Genomic DNA, 17,173 nt, shown 5'->3' on the forward strand with positions numbered 1-17,173 from the left:
ACCGCAAGATTAACCTTGTGGCACGATTCGAGTATGACTGAGATCGCGATCAGCGCCGCCCGTTCCCAGCTCGGTGACCTCGTCCGTCGTGCGGCTCACAGCCGCGAGACGATCGCTCTGACCGACCACGGGCACGTGGCCGCCCTCCTCGTATCTCCGCAGGTGATAGAGGATCTTGAGGACGCCTTGGCGGTCTCCGACTACCAGCGGCGGAAGGCCGAGGGAACGCTGGGTGAGGGCATCCCTATGGCGGAGGTCCGGAGGCGACTGGGGCTTGAAAAGCCGTGACCTACGAGATCATCTTTGAACCGCACGCCCTCGACGTCGCAGCGCGATTCCTGAAGGAGGACCCAGCCGCCCTCGCCGGGGTCCTGGACGTGATCGACGAGCTGGCCCACGATCCGCGTCCCGCGGGGTCGACGCCGTACGGCCTGGACATTCGCCGCCTCCGCGTCGGCGAGTACCGGGTTCTGTACGTCATCGACGATGAGGTCATCCGCGTCCTCATCACGCACCTCGGTCGGACGGCCTGAGCTCCTCAAGGAACTCCAGCCGGTTCCCCACCGGATCCTCCGAGTAGAAGCGCTTGTGGCCAGGCAGGTCGTCGTCCCAGGTGACCTGCGCGCCCCGCTCGGCCAGCCGGGCCGCGTACGCCTCGATGGCCGTCACCCGCAGGCCCGGGTGGGCCTTCTTCGCCGGGCGGAAGTCTTGCTCGATGCCCAGGTGGAGCTGTACGGACCCCGCCTGGAACCAGCAGCCGCCGCGCGCGGCCAGTACCGGCGGCTTCGGGACCTCGGTCATGCCGAGGACCCCGGCGTAGTAAGCCCGCAGCTCCTCCTCCGAACCGGGCGGGGCGGCGAGCTGGACGTGGTCGATGGCGGCGAGCATGCCTCAGGCCTCCTTGGTGGCGACCGCGAAGACGCGGCGGAAGGGGAACGGGGTGCCGTGCGGTCCGGCCGGGTAGGCCTCGCGCAGGGCGGTGCGGTACTCGGCCAGGAACTCCTCGCGGGCCGCCGGGTCGTCGGCGAGCGCGGTGAGCACGGGCCGCAGCCCGGTGCCCTTCACCCAGTCGAGGACCGGGTCCTCACCGGTCAGCAGGTGGATGTACGTGGTCTCCCAGACGTCGGCCGCGCAGCCGAGGCCGGTCAGCCGCTCCAGGTAGGCCTCGGGGCCGAGCACCGCGTCCGCGTGCCGCAGGGTGTCCCCGAGCCGGTCGCGCCAGCGGGCGGAGCCGGCGAGTTCGCGCATGAGCCGGTGGCTGGAGGCGGAGAAGTTGCCGGGGACCTGGAAGGCGAAGGTGCCGCCCGGGCGCAGCCCCGCCACCCAGTCGGCGAAGCGCTCCGGATGGCCGGGCACCCACTGGAGCGTGGCGTTGCTGACGATCAGGTCGTACGGCTCGTCCGGGGTCCAGGTGCGGGCGTCGGCGGGTTCGAAGTCGAGGCGGCCGCCGCCGGGGGTGGGGCCCTCGTGGTCGACCACGGCCTTGTCGAGCATCTCCGGGGAGTTGTCGTAGCCGGTGATGTGCGCGGTGGGCCAGCGGTCGGCGAGCAGGACGGTGACGTTGCCGGGGCCGCAGCCGAGATCGGCGATGCGGGGCCGGTCGCCGGGCAATGCGGGGACACGGGCGAGGAGGTCGGTGAAGGGGCGGGCCCGGTGTCCGGCGTGGCGCAGGTACTGGGCGGGGTCCCAGGCGGGACTCTGGGCGGACATGGCGGCCTCCAGGAGGTGCGGGACGTGGTGCGGGTGGTCGTCGGCGGCTGCGTCCACCACTCTCCCCGGCATCTATCTCGACGCCAAGAGACTTGACGCCAAGAGACTTCACGTCGACACAACCACTACACTGATCGCCATGGAGGACGAGGTCGATCGGCTGGTCGCAGCATGGCGCCGGGAGCGCCCGGACCTCGACGTGGAACCGCTCGAGGTGCTCAGCCGGGTGAGCAGGCTGGCCCGGCACCTGGACCGCGCACGCCGGCTGGCCTTCTCCGAGCACAGTCTGGAGCCCTGGGAGTTCGACGTCCTGACGGCGCTCAGGCGCGCGGGCTCGCCGTACCAGCTCTCCCCCGGGCAGTTGCTGACCCAGACGCTGGTCACCTCGGGCACGATGACGAACCGTATCGACCGGCTGGCCAAGAAGGGCCTGGTGGAGCGGCTTCCCGACCCCAGCGACCGGCGCGGGGTGCTGGTCCGGCTGACGGACGAGGGCCGGGACCGCGCCGACCGGTCCCTGGCCGGGCTCCTGGACCAGGAGCGCGCGCTGCTGGCCGAGCTGTCGACCGCGCAGCGCGGCGAACTGGCCGGACTGCTCCGCCAGTTGACCGCCCCGTTCGACAACATCCCCGGCTGAGGGGGCCACCCGGGAGGTCAGGCGCTGCTCTCCCCCACGATCCCCGGCTGAGGGGGCGCCTGGTCAGGCGCTGCTGCTCTCCTCCACCCCGATGCGCCCGGCGGGCCCCAGATCGGCCGGCCCCACCCCGGCCCGGCGGGCCAGGGCCACGGCGGCCAGGGTGGAGTGCACGCCGAGCTTGCCCAGGACGTTCTGCATATGGGTGCGCACGGTGTGCGGGGACAGGTACAGCCGCTCGGCGACGGCCTTGCGGCCAAGACCCGCGACCATGCAGCGCAGCACCTCCCGCTCGCGCGGGGTCAGCGACTCCACCAGGCGCTCGCTCTCGGTACGGTGCTTGCGGGCGGCGGTCAGCTCCCGCAGGACGCCGGTGAGCAGGGCGGGCGGCAGATGGGTCTCGTCGCGCAGGACCCCGCGGATGACCGTGAGCAGCCGGGACAGCGAGCAGTCCTTGGCGACCCAGCCGCAGGCACCGGCCTGGAGGGCGAGGGCTGCGCGGCGCGGGTCGTCCTTCTCGGCGAGTACGACGGTCCGCACCCCGGGCTGGGCCCCCCGCACTCCGGCGACCAGGGAGATCCCGTCCACCAGTCCGTCCTCGTCGCCCTCCCGCACGGGAACGGCGGGCCGGGCCGCGGGGACGTTGCCGCCGAGGTCGGAGTCGACGAGTACGACGTCGAAGCGGCGGCCCTCGGCGGCCGCCCGCTCCAGACAGCGCAGCGCCGCCGGGCCGGAGCCGGCCGCGGACACCTCCACGTCGGGCTCGGCGGCCAGGGCTGCGGCGAGCGACTCGGCGAAGATGCGGTGGTCGTCGACGACCAGGACTCGGACACGAACCACTGAAAACCCCCTTCGGACGGCACTCGCCGTACCGGACCGCCTCCGCGCCCGACGCTGTCCTGCCCGAGCCGTCTCGCCCCCTGACCAGCACCGGCCCCCACCGGTGCCGCTCATCAGAGTACGGGCGGCGGCCAGGAGGGGAAGGCAATTCGCAGAACTGACCAGCCGACGCGTTTAGGGTGTGCCGCATGTTTCGTATTGAGGCAGAAGTCGACAAAGAGCGCCGCGATCTGCTCCGCTCCCGCCTCCGCGACACGAACACCGCGGCCTCGCCGTTCATCGCCGACCTGCGCAGAACCCCGGCCGCCCGGGAAGTCCCCCTTCACCTCTGGGCGTTGAACGACTCCGGCGACCTGGCGGGCGGCCTGGTGGGCCACACCTGGGCGACCTGGCTGCACGTGACCCACCTCTGGGTCGACACCCCCCACCGCGGCACGGGCCTCGGCTCCCGCCTCCTGGCCCGCGCCGAGCGCATCGCCCACCGCGACCGCGCCTGCACCGCCGCCCGCCTGGAAACCTGGGACTTCCAGGCCCCCGGCTTCTACCGCAGGCACCACTACAAGGTGGTCTGCGCGATCCCCGACTACCCCCCGGGAATCACCGAATACACCATGATCAAGCCGCTGCCCTGAGCGGCCGCAATCCCTCAGAGCGCGTCGAGCGCCTCCGTGCTGATGTCGATGTCGATCTCGTAGGGCACGTCGAGCTTGAGCCGGTCGCGGTGGGTGCCGGTCAGGGCGTACGTCTTGGTCAGCGGGTCGAGTTCGTAGGTGCGGACCACGGGATGGTGATCGGAGCCGCTCATCTCGACCAGCCAGAAATGCGGGATACCCGCGGCGGCGTACTCGTGCGGCTTGGTGTCGTGGTCCCGGGCCTCGGAGTCCGGCGAGACGACCTCGACGGCCAGCAGGACATCGGCGACGGGGAAGCGGGTCTGCTCCCTGCCGGTGACCGCCTCCGCGCGGACCACGGACAGGTCCGGCTCCGGTGCGTTACGACGGTCCAGCACGACGGTCATCTCCCGGCGGATCTTCATCGTCGTGGGAACCGTGCGGCGCAGGCCGGTCACCAGAAGGTCGATCACGATGCTGTGGAAATACCGCTGCGGACTGACGAAGACAAGGCTCCCGTCGATCAGCTCGGTGTGCGGCGGGAGGTCGGGCACCGTGAACAGGTCGTCCACGGTGTATCCGTCCCGGTGCGGCACCGGCCAGCGGCAGCCGGGCTCAGCGGTCGGCTCGGCAGTGGGCTCGGCGGTCATGATTCCTCCCAAGGGTGACGACCCGGCCGGTGGGGTGACCCGGCGAACGTGCGGCCGCCTCTTCGCATATCGTCACTGATCTCTCATGCGCCCAACCCGGAACGGTTCCGAGCGCCCCTCGAACGTGGCGTGGTGCGGCTGGAGTCCTGACAGGTCTTCCGTAGGTCCCTTATCAGCCCAACCGCATGTCCATCATCACCAATGCCGTCCTTCCGCTGAGGAGGCGATGCTGAGAGCTCACTGTTCTTCCAGCCGTCGACGGTCGGGCGTCAGGCCAGCCGGCGGGCGCCCGCTGAGGGGACCGCCTCGAAGACTCGTGGGCCGGTGTGGCCCGCCTTGGTGAAGGCCTCTTCCATTGCCTTGGCGAGGCTGGGGACTTCGGCGGAGTCCGTCAGGACGATCGCCGAGCCGCCGAAGCCGCCGCCGGTCATGCGGGCGCCGAGGGCGCCGGAGGCGAGGGCCGTGTCGACGACCAGGTCCAGTTCCGGGCAGGAGACGCGGAAGTCGTCGCGCAGGGAGGCGTGGCCCTCGGTCAGGATCGGGCCGATCGCCCTGATGTCGCCCGATTCCAGGAGGGACACCACCCGCTGAGCCCGCCTGTTCTCGGTGACGACGTGGCGGACAAGCCGGGCCACCTCCTCCTCACCGGCCAGCTCGGCCAGCGCCGCGTCCAGCCCGTCGTGGGGGATGTCCCGCAGGGCGTCCACGCCCAGCAGGGCCGCGCCCTTCTCGCAGCCCGCGCGGCGGCGGCCGTACTCGCCGCCGCTGTGCGCGTGCTCGACCCGGGTGTCGACGACCAGCAGGCGCAGGCCCTCGGCGGCCAGGTCGAAGGAAACCTGGCGCTGGGACAGGTCCCGGGTGTCCAGGAACAGCGCGTGGCCCTCCTCGCAGCAGGCCGAGGCGGTCTGGTCCATGATGCCGGTCGGGGCGCCGACGTAGACGTTCTCGGCGCGCTGGCACAGGCGGGCCAGCCGCCAGCCCTTCAGGCCCAGGGCGTAGAGGTCGTTCAGGGCCAGGGCGACCACGACCTGCAGGGCCGCGGAGGAGGACAGTCCGGCGCCCGTGGGGACCGTCGACGTCAGGTGGACGTCCGCGCCGGTCACCTCGTGGCCCGCCTCGCGCAGGGCCCAGACCACGCCCGCGGGGTAGGCGGTCCAGTCGCGGTCGGACTCCGGGGTCAGCTCGTCGAGCCGCAGTTCCACCGGCCCTCCCGGCACGTCCGCCGAGTGCAGCCGCAGTACGCCGTCGTCGCGGCGCGCGACCGCGGCCGTCGTCACGTGCGGCAGCGCGAAGGGCATCACGAAGCCGTCGTTGTAGTCGGTGTGCTCGCCGATCAGGTTGACGCGGCCCGGCGCCGCCCAGACCCCCTCCGGCTCGGCGCCGTACAACTCGACGAAGCCTTCTCTGACCTCAAGTACCCCCACTTACCGCTCCCTTGCGATGTGCTGCGCGAACTCCCAGGCATCCGCGACGATACCCGCGAGGTCGGTGCGGGACGGGTTCCAGCCGAGCTTTTCGCGGGCGGCGGCCGCCGAGGCGACCAGGACCGCCGGGTCGCCGGCCCGGCGCGGGGCCACGACCTCGGGGACGGGGTGGCCGGTGACCCGGCGGACGGTCTCGACGACCTCGCGCACGGAGAAGCCGTTGCCGTTGCCGAGGTTGCACACCAGGTGCTCGCCGGGCCGGGCGGCGTCCAGGGCCAGCAGGTGGGCCTCGGCGAGGTCGGCCACGTGGATGTAGTCGCGCACGCAGGTGCCGTCCGGGGTCGGATAGTCGTCGCCGAAGACGGAGATCGCCTCCCGCCTGCCCCGGGCGACCTGGAGGACCAGCGGGATCAGGTGCGACTCGGGGTCGTGGCGTTCGCCGTAGACGCCGTACGCGCCGGCCACGTTGAAGTAGCGCAGCGAGACCGCGCCCAGGCCGTGGGCCGCCGCCTCGCCGGCGATCATGTGGTCGACCGCGAGCTTCGAGGCGCCGTAGGGGTTGGTGGGCCGGGTCGGGGCCGTCTCGGTGATGGGCACCTGCTCCGGCTCGCCGTAGGTCGCCGCCGTGGAGGAGAAGACCAGCGTGCGTACGCCCGCCCCGCGCATCGCGGCGAGCAGGGCCATCGTGCCGCCGACGTTGTTGTCCCAGTACTTCTCCGGCTTCAGCACCGACTCGCCGACCTGCGAGGAGGCGGCGAAGTGCAGCACCCCGGCGAAGGAGGGGTCCAGCCACTTGGCGGCGTCCCGGATGTCGCCCTCGACGAAGGAGGCGCCCGCGGGCACGCCCTCGCGGGAGCCGGTGGAGAGGTTGTCGAGCACGACGGCCTCGTGACCGGCCTCAAGAAGGTGCTGGGCGACCACACTGCCGACGTAGCCCGCGCCACCCGTCACCAGGTACTTCCCGCTCATGAACCCGCTACCTCCCGCAGCCGCTGCGCCGCGCGCTCCGGCGGCACGTCGTTGATGAACACGTTCATGCCGGACTCGGAACCCGCAAGGAACTTCAGCTTTCCGGAAGTGCGGCGGATGGTGAAAAGCTCGAGGTGGAGGGCGAAGTCGTCGCGCGTGACGCCGTCGAACTCGTCCAGCGCGCCGAACGGCGCCTGGTGCCAGGCCGCGATGTACGGCGTCGGCGGGTCGCCCTCGCCGAACAGCCGGTCGAAGCGCCGCAACAGATCGAGGTGGATCCGGGGGAACTCCGCGCGCGCGGCCTCGTCGAGCCCGAGCAGGTCGGGGACCCGGCGCCGGGGGTAGAGGTGGACCTCGTAGGGCCAGTGCGCCGCGTACGGCACGAAGGCCACCCAGTGCTCGCCCTCGACGACGACCCGCTCGCCGGCCGACTCCCGGTCCAGGACCGCGTCGAAGAGGTTCTCCCCGCCGGTGGCCTCCCGGTGGGCCGCCAGTGAGCGCAGCATCAGCGCGGTGCGCGGGGTGGTGAAGGGATAGGCGTAGATCTGGCCGTGCGGGTGGCCCAGCGTCACGCCGATCTCGGGGCCGCGGTTCTCGAAGCAGAACACCTGCTTCACGGCAGGAAGCGCGGACAGTTCCGCGGTGCGGTCCGTCCACGCGTCCAGGACCAGCCTGGCCTGCCGCTCGCTCAGGTCGGCGAACGAGGCGTCGTGGTCGGAGGTGAAGCAGACGACCTCGCAGCGGCCGAGGTCGCCGGCCAGCGAGGGGAAGCGGTTCTCGAATACCACCACGTCGTAGGAGGAGTCGGGGATCTCGCTGAGGCGGTCGCCGGTGGAGGGGCACAGCGGGCACTCGCCGGCCGGCGGGTGGTAGGTGCGGCCCTGACGGTGGGAGGCTACGGCGACCGCGTCACCGAGCAGCGCGTCCCGGCGGATCTCCGAGGTGGTGACCGTCCGTTCCAGCGGGCGCCGGTCCACGGCCTCGCGCACGGTGTCGTCCCGCAGGTCGTAGTAGATGAGCTCACGACCGTCGGCCAGCCGGGTCGAGGTCTTCTTCACTGTCGGACTCCCTACTGGTCCCCGGGCCACCGGTCCGCGAGCCCGCCCCCGTCGACGCCCAATCACCCAACACAATCAAACATAACATCTCACAACTCACCAGACCCTCATCTGTTGGGGTTACATCACGATCGAACAAAGTCCACCAACAAAACTGTTCAAATAATGAACGCGGAGGCGTAGGTTCCCGCTGGACCAGTTCGCGCGACGAAGCGAGTTCACATGCAAACCCCCACAACCGCACCCGTACACCTGGCAGCGGGGCTCCGACTGCCCACCAACGGGCTCGACTACGCGATCCTCGCGATCTACTTCGCCGTGGTCCTCGGCATCGGCTTCGCCGCCCGCCGTTCGGTGAGGACCAGCCTGGACTTCTTCCTCTCCGGGCGCTCGCTGCCCGCCTGGATCACCGGCCTCGCGTTCATCTCCGCCAACCTGGCCGCCACCGAGATCCTCGGCATGGCCGCCAACAGCGCCCAGTACGGCGCGTACACCGTGCACTGGTACTGGATCGGCGCCATCCCGGCCATGGTCTTCCTCGGCCTGGTGATGATGCCCTTCTACTACGGCTCCAAGGTGCGGTCCGTACCGGAGTTCCTGCTGCTGCGCTTCGACAGGTCGGCGCATCTGCTCAGTTCGATCCTGTTCGCCTTCGCGGCCATCCTGATCGCCGGTGTGAACCTCTACGCGCTCGCGATCGTCGTCGAGGCGCTGCTGGGCTGGCCGCAGTGGGTGGCGATCGTCGTCGCCGGCTTCTTCGTCCTGGCCTACATCACCCTCGGCGGCCTGTCGTCCGCGATCTACAACGAGGTGCTGCAGTTCTTCGTGATCCTCGCGGCCCTCATCCCGATCGTGGTGCTCAGCCTGAAGAAGGCCGGCGGCTGGGACGGGCTGACCTCCCGGCTCACCGAGCAGCACGGGGCGAACTTCACCACCGCGTGGGGCGGTACGGGGATCGGCGACGCCAACCCGCTCGGCGCCAACTGGCTGACCATCGTCCTCGGCCTCGGCTTCGTGCTGTCCTTCGGCTACTGGACGACCAACTTCGCCGAGGTGCAGCGCGCGCTGTCCGCGAAGAACCTGTCCGCCGCCCAACGCACCCCGCTGATCGCCGCGTTCCCGAAGATCTTCATCGTCTTCCTGGTGATGATCCCCGGCCTGGCCGCCGCCGTGCTGGTGCCCGGCTTCGGCACGGCCGACTCGGGGCTCCAGTACAACGACGCGATCCCTTACCTCATGCAGGAGTTGCTGCCCAACGGTGTGCTGGGCATCGCGGTCACCGGTCTGCTCGCGGCCTTCATGGCCGGCATGGCGGCCAACGTGTCGTCCTTCAACACCGTGTTCACCAACGACATCTGGGCCAAGTACGTGGTCCGGCAGCGCGAGGACGCCTACTACGTCGGCTTCGGCCGGCTCATCACGGCCATCGGTGTGGTCGCGTCGATCGGCACGGCCTTCCTCGCGTCCTCGTTCTCGAACATCATGAGCTACCTCCAGACGCTGTTCTCCTTCTTCAACGTGCCGATGTTCGTGGTGTTCATCGTGGGCATGTTCTGGAAGCGGGCGTCCATGAAGTCCGGTTTCTGGGGTCTGCTCGCCGGTACCACCGCCGCGATGGTGAACTACTTCGTCCTCTACAAGCAGGACATCGTCCACATCCCCTCCGACCAGGGCGCCAACTTCGTCTCCGCGATCGCCGGGTTCGCGGCCGGCGCGGTGGTCATGGTGGCCGTGTCCCTGTTCACCAGGCCCAGGCCGGAGGAGGAACTGCGGGGCCTGGTCTACGGCACCAGGTCGCCCGGCCTCGCCGAGCCGCCCGCGCCCGGCGACGAGGCCTGGTACCGCCGCCCGGCACTCCTTGGCTGGGGTGCCGTCGTGCTGGCCGCCCTGTGCTACGTCCCGTTCTCGTTCTGATCGCGGAGGATCGACCGACCATGCAAGAGCCCGAGAACCCCGGACGCTCCGGGTACTCCGAGAACGACGTCCAGCGCGAGGTCACCGACCTGGAGAGCAGGTCCGCGACCGCCGCGCGCATCTTCGACCTGCGGCGGATCATCGGTGGCCTGTTCGTGCTGTACGGCGTCATCGTGACCGTCACCGGGATCACCGACTCCCAGGCCGCCATCGACAAGGCCCAGGGCGTCAACATCAATCTGTGGACCGGCACGGGCATGCTGGTCCTGGGCGTGTTCTTCCTGGTGTGGATGAAGCTGCGCCCGGTGGCCCCGCCGGAGGAACCGCGGGAGGAACCGCGGGAGGACTGACACAGGCGTCCCCCGTCCCGAGCGGGAGGCCGGGGCTACGGCAGCGGGCCCGCCCGGTCGAGCAGGCCGGTGCGGGCCGCCAGGGCCGCCGCCTCCAGCCGCGAGCCCACCCCGAGCTTCATCAGGACGCGCTGGACATGGGTCCGGGCCGTGCTGGGGGCGATGCCCATACCGGCCGCGATCAGCCGGGTGTCCTCGCCCTCGGCGACCCGGACCAGGACCTCCACCTCGCGCGGGGTGAGCATCCGCAGAAGACGCTGGCCCTCGTCGTCCGGTGGGGCGGCGGGGTTCAGCAACTCGCCGAAGGCGCCCTGGAGGAGCTGCGGGGCGACGGCGGCCTCGCCCGCCCGCGCCTTGATGATCGCCCGCTCGACGCCCTCGATGCGCTCGTCGTGGCGTACGTACCCCGAGGCCCCCGCCGCGAAGGCGGCCGCGATGCCCCGCGGGGACGGAACCGGGCCGAGCACGATCACCGCGACCTGCGGACGCTCCCGCTTGATCTTCACCACCGGCTCGAAGGTGCCGGGCTCGGCCGGTGTCGCCGTGCCCAGCAGGCACACCTCCGGTGCGCGGCTGATCACCAGATCCGCCGCGCCCGCGGCCGGCGCGGTGGCGGCCAGCACGCGGTGCCCGCGCAGCTTCAGCGCCGAGGCCAGCGCCTCGGCCAGTAGCCGGTGGTCGTCGACCACCATGAGCCGCACTCCCATCAAGCCCCCCAGTCCCCCCACGGATGTCCGCATCCCGCCCGGGCGGCGGCCCCCCGGCACGCCGCCCGTCATGCCCCCGGAAGCTACACGCTTGTTCGACGTCGCGCTGCCCCTACCGGCGAGAAGTGCCCCGGATCGGCGACCTTTTCGCATTCCTCGCATTCAAAACTGATTTCGAGGGTCGTGCGGGGGCGCCGAGTGGTACGCGCACGGCCCCGTCCCCGGTCGGGGACGGGGCCGTCTCGTTCCGGCCGTGCGGCGGGTCAGCCGCCCGTTCCGAAGGCGAGTGCCAGGTAGTCCTTGCCGAACGAGGACGACGACTTGCGGGCGAAGACCGACGACATGTAGAGGTGGCCCTGGGAGTACAGGAACTCCGCGCGCTCCGGCAACATGGAGGTCTCCGCGTCGCGCACGTCCCGCGAGGACGGGTTCTCCATCAGCTTGGTCTGCTTGAAGCTGCTGCCGTCGATGCTGACGATCTGGCCGCCCTTGTCGTAGGGCGGGCTCTTGTACGCGATGACGTCGGAGCCGTCCATCCGCAGCGGGTAGATGTGGTACCCGTCGCCCGAGTCGGCGCGCTGGCCGGTCTGCTTGCCGGTGCCGAGGTCGAACGCGACGACCTCGTTGATCTTGCGGTACTTCTCGCTGCCGTCGTGGTCCTCGGTGGGCACGTACAGGCGGTCGTTGCCGACCGCGAGGCCCCGGCAGTCCTCGACCTTGCTGATGCCGTCGCAGCGGGCCGCGTAGGTGTCGCCGGGCGCCGAGATGTGGGCGCGCAGCTTGCCGGTCCCGTTGTCGACGGAGAAGAAGTCCGAGATACCACTGCCGTCGCCCGCGCTCCGGCCGACGTCGGCGGCCAGGACGAGCGGATCGGTCGAGACGATCGCGGCGTACTCGATGCCCTGCGACATCTTGTACTCCGAGATCACCTTGCCGGACTTCGGGTCGATGGTCTGGATGTGCAGCTGACGCTGCCCGTACTGGCCGCACTTGCGCACCGCGACCAGCTTCGCGCCGCCGCCGTACCCGGCGTCGTAGCAGGTGTCGGCCGCCTTCGGGGCCCACAAAACCTTGCCGTCGGCGATGTCGAAGGCGGCGCCGCCGTTGGTGCCGCCCACGGCGACCGTGGCGCCGCTGACGGTGACGTTGTCGAGCCTGACGAGCTGGTCACCGGACTTGACGGTCTGCGTCCACAGCTTCTTGCCGGCGTCGAGGTCGATCGCGGCGACCTGGCTGCAGCCGTGCGTGGGCTGGTCCTTGGTCGGCATGGCGGGCTCGTAGACGATCGCCGTGCGGTCGTCCGAGGTGGAGTGGACGCTGGCCGTGCACACCGGGCCGGGCAGCCCGATCGTCCAGAGCTTGGTGCCCTTGTCCCGGTCGTAGCCGACGACCTCGGCGACGCCGGTCTTGACGTACGCCTTGCCGGTGAGCCAGGAGCCGCTGGTGGTGACCAGGTCGCTCACCTCGGGCATCGGCACCTGGTAGAGGACCTTGGAGGCCGGGTCGGACGGCGCCTTCTCCGTGCCGCCGGAGGCCGGCTTGCCGTCGTCCCCCTTGCCGCCGGTGCCGCCGCTGGAGTTCGCGGTGTCCTGCTTGCCGCCGTCGGACCGGTGCGAGTACCAGATGCCGGTGCCGATGATGAGGGCGATCACGACGACGGTCGAGACGATCATCGCGACCTGGGCGTTGACCTTCCGGCCGCCGCCGGGCTGTCCGGTCTGCGGCTGCAGCGGCACGGTCGGCGGCTGGGCGGGGTAGCCGTATCCGGGCTGCTGGGCGCCGTACGGGTTCGGCTGCCCGGCGGGGGGCTGGGCGTAGGGGTTCGGCTGCCCGGCGGGGGGCTGGGCGTACGGGTTCGGCTGCCCGCCCGGGTAGCCGTAGCCGGACGGGGGCTGCGGCGGTCCGGCCGGGGGCGACGTCTGCGGGGCGCCGTGCTGCGGCGGTGCCTGCGGGTAGCCGTAGCCGGGCGCGGGCTGGGGGGACTTGGCGAGGTCCGGACCGCCCGCGGGCGGCGTCTGCGCGGGCGGCACGGGCGGTGCCGGCGATGCGGGCGATGCGGGCGGTGCGGGCTGCTGTGGCCGGCCCTGGGGCTGGCCGTAACCGCCGTGCTGCGGTGGCTGGTTGGGCGGCGGGGGCGGCTGGGTCATGACAAGTGCACCTCGGGGAAGCTGAGCGGGACGGAACGACGGGGACGACGGGGAAGCCGGGTGGCCAGGACGGCGTGCGGCGCCGGCCGCGTGGGACGCGGCCGGCCGGGCTCACTTGCCGTAGGCGAGCATCAGCTTCTCCTTCGTGTCGGACTTTCCGCTCAGCCGGGTGGTGGAGAGGTAGAGGCGTCCGTCGACCCAGTCGACGGCCCGCGAGTAGAAGCCGTTCTCGATCGACGCGGTGCCCTCCGGGTTCTGCAGCAGCTTCACCGGGGTGTGGGCGGAGCCCGCCGTGGCCACGGACACGACCTGGCCGCCCTCGCGGTACGACGGCTCGACGTACACGACGAGCTGACCGTTCTCCGCCTTGAGCGGCATCATCGAGGTGTCCGTCGGGGACTTCACGCGCCACTTCTCCTTGCCGGTGGCGAGGTCGATGGCGACGATCTCGTTGGCGCCGGTGGTGACGTCGGTGGGCAGGTAGAGGGTGTCGGCGTCGGAGGCGACGGCCTGGCAGCCCTGGAGCTTGCGGGCGAGGATGGCCCAGCCGCACTGGGCGTTGAACTTCGCCTTGGTGTCCACCTGGGAACGGATGGCGCCGCCGCTGCCCAGCGTCGAGATGTTCCAGTGCTTCTTGTCCTCGTCCACCGAGTAAAGGATCACCGGGTCGACGGAGTAGACCCGCTCGACCGACCAGTTCTTGGGGATCTTCTTGGTCCACCTGACCGCGCCGGTGGCGGGGTCGAGTTCCTGCACCTCGTCGTGCTCGTTGGAACTTCCGGCCCCGCAGGACGCCACCGAGATCAGCCGCGCACCGCCCGCGAAGGCGCCGGGGAAGCAGGCGTCGCCGTAACGCTTCTTGTCGAACAGCTTCTTTCCGCTGTCGATGTCGTACGCCGTGCCCGACTGCGAGCGGCCCACCATCAGGGTCTTGCCGGCCACGGTCATCTCGATGGTGAGCGTGCTGTCGAACAGCTCGCCGTCCGCGACCTTGGCGGTCCAGCCCTTCGCCCCGGTGTTCAGGTCGATCTGCTGGAGCTGGTTGCACTTGGCGCGGTCGCTGCTGCCGCTCATGTAGGCCACGACCACCTTGTCGCCGGCCGTCTTCCGCGGTGTCACCGCGCAGATCTTCTCCGGGAACGTGATCGGTTCCCAGGTGGGCCCGCCGTCAGCGACGTTGTAGGCGAAGACCTGCTTGTACGCCGCCTTCACCGCCGTCCTGCCGGTGATCCACATACCGGGGGCATCGGCGCCGCCACCGGGCGCGGAGGGTGCCTCCTTGTACCAGAGCACCTTCGCCTCGCCGGACTTGCGGCCCGCGTTGAGGTCCTCCGTCTCCCCCTTGTCGTCCTTGCCGTCGCCGCCGCCGTCACCGGGGTCGACCGGGGCGTCGGAGACCGCGGACTTCGAGGGCTTCGCGTCGTCGCTCGCCCCGGCGACCGGCTTCTTGCCGTCGTCGCCTGTGAAGGCCCACACGCTGAGGCCGACGACGAGCAGGGCGGCCACCGCGGCGCCGATGACGGCCGCGGTCCTGCCCTTGAACGGGCCGCCGGAGCCGCCGGGGGGCGGGGTGCCGGGCGCGCCCGCGAAGTGGGGCTGCTGCGGATAGCCGTATCCGGGCTGCCCGTACGGTCCCGGCTGCTGGGGCGGACCGTACGGTCCCGGCTGCGGCGGCCCGTACGGACCGGGTGCGGCGGGCGCTCCGTAGGGGCCGGGCTGGGCGTAGGGCCCGGGCTGCTGCGGATAGCCGTAGCCGGGCTGGGGCGGTCCCGCGGGCGGGGGCGGGCTCTGCGGCGGCTGGGCCGGCGGCGGGGGCGTGGCCTGGCGCGGGTCCTGGGGCGCGCCGAAGCCGCCCTGGGCCGGCGGGGCCTGGGGCGGCGGGGTCTGCGCGGGCGGCTGCGGGGGGCCGAAGCCGCCGGACTGCGGCGGCTGGTCCTGCGGTTGTGGCGGCTGATCCTGCGGTGCTCCGAAGCCGCCCTGGGGCGGCCGGCTGGGCGGCTGGGACATCAGCGCGCTTCCCCCTCAATCACTGCTTTTTAGCCGTGCCCTGAGGTCTCGACACGCCCAGAGCCGCCCGGGAAAGTTCCCGGACGGCTCATTCCTATCACTCGTAACCCGGCCGTCACCGGTACACGTCAGCCCCTGTTCCCAAGGGAGAACCGGCCCGTGACGCGCCCGTTATGCGTGGCGGGCCCGGCGGACTTCCCTCCAGAAAACCGACACGTCCCGTTCACACGGGGCGTGCGCCCGCCCCGACGCACCGGCCCGAACCGCTACGCGTCCTCGGCGAGTTCGAGCCAGCGCATCTCCAGTTCCTCCCGCTCCCCCGCCAAGGCGCGCAGCTCGGCGTCGAGTTCGGCGACCTTCGCGAAGTCGGTGGCGTGCTCGGCGATCCGCGCGTGCAGCGTGGACTCCTTCTCGGAGACGCGGTCCAACTGCCGCTCGATCTTCTGCAGTTCCTTCTTCGCGGCGCGCAGTTCGGCGGCGCTGCGCTCGGGCGCGGCCTGCTCGGCGGCGGGCGCCGGGACCGGGGCGGCGGCCGCGGCCTGCTGCTCCATCCGCTGCCGCCGCTCCAGGTACTCGTCGATGCCGCGCGGCAGCATCCGCAGCGCGCCGTCGCCGAGGAGCGCGTACACCGTGTCGGTGGTGCGCTCGACGAAGAAGCGGTCGTGGGAGATGACGACCATCGAGCCCGGCCAGCCGTCGAGGAGGTCCTCGAGCTGGGTGAGGGTCTCGATGTCGAGGTCGTTGGTGGGCTCGTCGAGGAAGAGCACGTTGGGCTCGTCCATGAGCAGGCGCAGCAGTTGCAGCCGCCGCCGTTCACCGCCGGACAGGTCGCCCACCGGCGTCCACTGCTTCTCCTTGCCGAAGCCGAACGTCTCGCACAGCTGCCCGGCGGTCATCTCCCGCCCCTTGCCGAGGTCGACGCGCTCGCGCACCCGCTGCACGGCCTCCAGGACCCGCCAGTCGGGGTCGAGTTCGGCGACCTCCTGGGAGAGGTAGGCGAGCTTGACGGTCCTGCCGACGGCGATCCGCCCGCCGGAGGGCTGTGCCTCGCCCTCGGTACGGGCGGCGTCGGCCATGGCCCGCAGCAGGGAGGTCTTCCCGGAGCCGTTGACGCCGACGAGACCGATCCGGTCGCCCGGTCCGAGGTGCCAGGTGACGTGCTTGAGCAGCACCTTCGGCCCGGCCTGGACGGTGATGTCCTCCAGGTCGAAGACCGTCCTGCCGAGGCGGGAGGAGGCGAACTTCATCAGCTCGCTGCTGTCGCGGGGCGGGGGCACGTCGGCGATCAGCTCGTTGGCGGCCTCCACCCGGAAGCGGGGCTTGGAGGTGCGGGCGGGGGCGCCGCGCCGCAGCCAGGCCAGTTCCTTGCGGATCAGGTTCTGCCGCTTGACCTCCTCGGTGGCGGCGATCCGCTCGCGCTCGGCGCGGGCGAAGACGTAGTCGGAGTAGCCGCCCTCGTACTCGTACACGGCCCCGCGCTGCACGTCCCACATGCGGGTGCAGACCTGGTCGAGGAACCAGCGGTCGTGGGTGACGCACACCAGCGCGGAGCGGCGCTCGCGCAGGTGCCGGGCCAGCCAGGAGATGCCCTCGACGTCGAGGTGGTTGGTGGGCTCGTCCAGGACGAGCAGGTCCTGTTCCTCGATGAGCAGCTTGGCCAGCGCGATCCGCCGCCGCTCACCGCCGGACAGCGGCCCGATGACCGTGTCGAGGCCCTTGGGGAAGCCCGGCAGGTCGAGCCCGCCGAACAGTCCGGTCAGTACGTCCCTGACCTTGGCGTTGCCCGCCCACTCGTGGTCGGCCATGTCCCCGATGACCTCGTGGCGGACGGTGGCCTCCGGGTCGAGGGAGTCGTGCTGCGTGAGCACCCCGAGCCGCAGTCCGCCGGAGTGCGTGACCCTTCCGGTGTCGGCGTCCTCCAGCCGGGCCAGCATCCGGATCAGCGTGGTCTTGCCGTCACCGTTGCGCCCGACGACCCCGATCCGGTCCCCTTCGGACACACCGAGCGAGACGCCGTCGAGCAGGGCGCGCGTGCCGTACACCTTGCTGACGTTCTCGACATTGACCAGGTTGACGGCCATTTCACTCCTGTGCGCGGGGGGTCGGTCAGCCTTCAAGCGTAGGGCCTCGGAGATGAGGAGCGACGCGCGAG

17 protein-coding genes are annotated in these 17,173 nt (G+C 71.2%); 6 read left to right on the forward strand and 11 right to left on the reverse strand.

Annotated elements, in window-relative coordinates:
- The first annotated feature begins 33 nt into the window (after positions 1–33).
- Entirely contained in the window at positions 34–288 is a 255-nt protein-coding gene (locus ACIOWN_RS24890; RefSeq protein WP_326802806.1) for a type II toxin-antitoxin system Phd/YefM family antitoxin, read from the forward strand.
- Entirely contained in the window at positions 285–533 is a 249-nt protein-coding gene (locus ACIOWN_RS24895) for a type II toxin-antitoxin system RelE/ParE family toxin (RefSeq protein ID WP_326802807.1), read from the forward strand. The genes ACIOWN_RS24890 and ACIOWN_RS24895 overlap by 4 nt, the downstream gene beginning before the upstream one ends.
- Here ACIOWN_RS24895 and ACIOWN_RS24900 read toward each other — a convergent pair.
- Together ACIOWN_RS24900 and ACIOWN_RS24905 are read right to left on the reverse strand one after the other, a co-directional pair.
- Positions 508–888: a VOC family protein gene (locus ACIOWN_RS24900; protein ID WP_401983355.1), complete on the reverse strand. Its 381-nt coding sequence runs from the start codon at positions 886–888 to the stop codon at positions 508–510. The genes ACIOWN_RS24895 and ACIOWN_RS24900 overlap by 26 nt on opposite strands.
- 3 nt (positions 889–891) lie before the next feature.
- A complete protein-coding gene (locus tag ACIOWN_RS24905; RefSeq protein ID WP_401983394.1) occupies positions 892–1,710 on the reverse strand; it encodes a trans-aconitate 2-methyltransferase in 819 nt (272 codons plus the stop codon).
- Between the two features lie 139 nt (positions 1,711–1,849).
- Between ACIOWN_RS24905 and tamR the strand changes: the two genes are divergently transcribed.
- Complete coding sequence (gene tamR, locus ACIOWN_RS24910; protein ID WP_100571061.1) at positions 1,850–2,347, forward strand: MarR family transcriptional regulator TamR; 498 nt, start codon at positions 1,850–1,852, stop codon at positions 2,345–2,347.
- 63 nt (positions 2,348–2,410) lie between these two features.
- On the opposite strand, the gene ACIOWN_RS24915 is transcribed toward tamR, so the two are convergent.
- Entirely contained in the window at positions 2,411–3,184 is a 774-nt protein-coding gene (locus ACIOWN_RS24915; RefSeq protein ID WP_362345421.1) for a response regulator transcription factor, read from the reverse strand.
- A 188-nt stretch (positions 3,185–3,372) separates the two neighbouring features.
- Between ACIOWN_RS24915 and ACIOWN_RS24920 the strand changes: the two genes are divergently transcribed.
- Positions 3,373–3,816, forward strand: coding sequence for a GNAT family N-acetyltransferase (locus ACIOWN_RS24920; protein ID WP_401740245.1), 444 nt, complete (start codon positions 3,373–3,375; stop codon positions 3,814–3,816).
- Positions 3,817–3,830: 14 nt separating this feature from the next.
- Here the strand turns inward: ACIOWN_RS24920 and ACIOWN_RS24925 are convergent, their stop codons facing one another.
- The 4 genes from ACIOWN_RS24925 to galT all read right to left on the reverse strand — a co-directional run bounded on the left by ACIOWN_RS24925 (position 3,831) and on the right by galT (position 7,896).
- Positions 3,831–4,445, reverse strand: a complete 615-nt coding sequence (locus ACIOWN_RS24925; protein WP_401983356.1) for a Uma2 family endonuclease — start codon at positions 4,443–4,445, stop codon at positions 3,831–3,833.
- Between the two features lie 269 nt (positions 4,446–4,714).
- The gene (galK, locus tag ACIOWN_RS24930) at positions 4,715–5,869 is read right to left on the reverse strand and encodes a galactokinase (protein WP_362345425.1); all 1,155 of its coding nucleotides are present in this window, start codon (positions 5,867–5,869) and stop codon (positions 4,715–4,717) included.
- The gene (gene galE, locus ACIOWN_RS24935) at positions 5,870–6,838 is read right to left on the reverse strand and encodes a UDP-glucose 4-epimerase GalE (RefSeq protein WP_401983357.1); all 969 of its coding nucleotides are present in this window, start codon (positions 6,836–6,838) and stop codon (positions 5,870–5,872) included.
- Complete coding sequence (gene galT, locus ACIOWN_RS24940; RefSeq protein WP_362345429.1) at positions 6,835–7,896, reverse strand: galactose-1-phosphate uridylyltransferase; 1,062 nt, start codon at positions 7,894–7,896, stop codon at positions 6,835–6,837. Before galT ends, galE begins: the two co-directional genes overlap by 4 nt.
- 222 nt (positions 7,897–8,118) lie before the next feature.
- Here galT and ACIOWN_RS24945 point away from each other — a divergent pair, with 222 nt between their 5' ends.
- Entirely contained in the window at positions 8,119–9,810 is a 1,692-nt protein-coding gene (locus tag ACIOWN_RS24945) for a sodium:solute symporter family protein (protein ID WP_401983358.1), read from the forward strand.
- Between the two features lie 20 nt (positions 9,811–9,830).
- Positions 9,831–10,160 (forward strand): hypothetical protein, encoded by a 330-nt coding sequence (locus ACIOWN_RS24950; protein WP_401983359.1) that lies wholly within the window; start codon positions 9,831–9,833, stop codon positions 10,158–10,160.
- A 35-nt stretch (positions 10,161–10,195) separates the two neighbouring features.
- On the opposite strand, the gene ACIOWN_RS24955 is transcribed toward ACIOWN_RS24950, so the two are convergent.
- The 4 genes from ACIOWN_RS24955 to ACIOWN_RS24970 form a co-directional block, all read right to left on the reverse strand.
- Positions 10,196–10,867, reverse strand: a complete 672-nt coding sequence (locus ACIOWN_RS24955) for a LuxR C-terminal-related transcriptional regulator (RefSeq protein WP_362345434.1) — start codon at positions 10,865–10,867, stop codon at positions 10,196–10,198.
- A 263-nt stretch (positions 10,868–11,130) separates the two neighbouring features.
- Positions 11,131–13,014, reverse strand: coding sequence for a PQQ-binding-like beta-propeller repeat protein (locus tag ACIOWN_RS24960; RefSeq protein ID WP_401983360.1), 1,884 nt, complete (start codon positions 13,012–13,014; stop codon positions 11,131–11,133).
- A 111-nt stretch (positions 13,015–13,125) separates the two neighbouring features.
- Positions 13,126–15,021 (reverse strand): PQQ-binding-like beta-propeller repeat protein, encoded by a 1,896-nt coding sequence (locus ACIOWN_RS24965; protein WP_362345438.1) that lies wholly within the window; start codon positions 15,019–15,021, stop codon positions 13,126–13,128.
- A gap of 266 nt (positions 15,022–15,287) precedes the next feature.
- Positions 15,288–17,102 (reverse strand): ABC-F family ATP-binding cassette domain-containing protein, encoded by a 1,815-nt coding sequence (locus ACIOWN_RS24970; RefSeq protein WP_362345440.1) that lies wholly within the window; start codon positions 17,100–17,102, stop codon positions 15,288–15,290.
- Between the last annotated feature and the right edge of the window lie 71 nt (positions 17,103–17,173).

Origin of the sequence: Streptomyces sp. NPDC087787 (genome assembly GCF_044743035.1) — a bacterium.
Taxonomy (GTDB): Bacteria; Actinomycetota; Actinomycetes; order Streptomycetales; family Streptomycetaceae; genus Streptomyces.